Source organism: Micromonospora sp. MW-13 (assembly GCF_003434305.1).
Lineage (GTDB): Bacteria > Actinomycetota > Actinomycetes > Mycobacteriales > Micromonosporaceae > Micromonospora.
Map to the genome: position 1 here is coordinate 1 of NZ_QKKX01000111.1, position 1,254 is coordinate 1,254.

A 1,254-nucleotide genomic window follows, 5' to 3' on the forward strand; every position below is an offset into this window, starting at 1 on the left:
AGCCCGCCAGATACCGACCACCCCCACCGCCACCGGCGTTCACCAGGGAGATGTAGTAGTTCCAGTTCCAGTGGGGCCCGGGATCGGTGTGGTCGTTGCCCGGCAGCTCGTTGTGCCCCTTGATGGCGCTGCGGTCCCTGGGCAGGCCGTACTTGTCGCACAGGTAGCGGGTGAGGGCGGCCGACGAGCGGTACATCGCGTCGGTGAACCAGGCCGGGTTGTCCACGAAGCCCTCGTGTTCGATGCCCACCGAGTACGGGTTGGCCGAACGGGCGTGGTAGGCGGTGTCGCCCTCCCGCACCATCTGGGTGATCTCTCCGGTGCTGGACCGGACGACGTAGTGCGCGCTGACCCCGGCCGACGGGTTCTGGAACCAACTGATGGTCCCCGCGTACGAGCCCTGGGTGACGTGGACGACCACGGTGGTGATCCGGGCCGACCGTCCCGGCTGGTAGTTGCCGCCGTTGGCGGCGACCCACCGGGCCGGACCGTACTCGGGAACCGCAGCCAGGGCGGTCGGGGACCCGGTGGACCGGCTCCCGGCGGGGGCGACCGTGGCGTACCGGCCGAGTTCCGGCCGCACCGGCCGGGCGGTGACGCTGATCCGCTGCCCGGTGGGTGTACGTCCCGCGAAGCCCTGCCGCAGCAGGTCGTAGACATGGTCGGCGTAGAGACGGGCGGTGGCGTCGTCGCCGGCGTGGGCGTAGCGGGCCACGACCGGGTACCAGGCGTCGACCCGGTGCCGGTCGGCGGCCCGCAGCCGCGCCGTGTCGGCGTAGGAGCGCAGCACGGCCGCCGCGCCCCGGACGTTCACCTCCGGCCGGGCCCTGAGCTGATCCACCGCTGCTCCGGTGAGCGCGGCGGCCTCGTCCAGTGACCGGTTGGTGGGGTTGCTGACCAGGTGCATCGGACCGTAGCCGTTGGCGGCGCTGGGCTGCCCGCCGTGGTCGTCGAGCCGGCTCTCGCCGTAGCCCACCGCCACCAGCAGGTCCCGGGGCACGTCGTAGCGGCTGCTGGCGGCGGTGAAGGCGGCGGCGAGGCCGTCGGCCCGGTCGGTCGGCGCGGCGGTGGCCGGCGCGGCGGCCGTCAGGGTGGCGGCGGTCAGGGTGGCGACGAGGACGCCGGCCAGCGGAGGCTTCTGCCTGCGTCGCGGGGAACGAATGAACATGGCGACTCTCCGAAGGGGTTCAGAGGGTGGTTTCTTGGGGGAGGCCGAAGAAGTCGTGCCATTTTTGTGGGGTGTTGAAGGTGGTT

General features: G+C 72.2%; 1 protein-coding gene. It reads right to left on the reverse strand.

Annotated elements, in window-relative coordinates:
- On the reverse strand, positions 1-1,168 hold a 1,168-nt coding region (locus tag C5N14_RS31450), incomplete at its 3' end, for an N-acetylmuramoyl-L-alanine amidase (protein WP_133305780.1).
- Positions 1,169-1,254 lie beyond the last annotated feature (86 nt).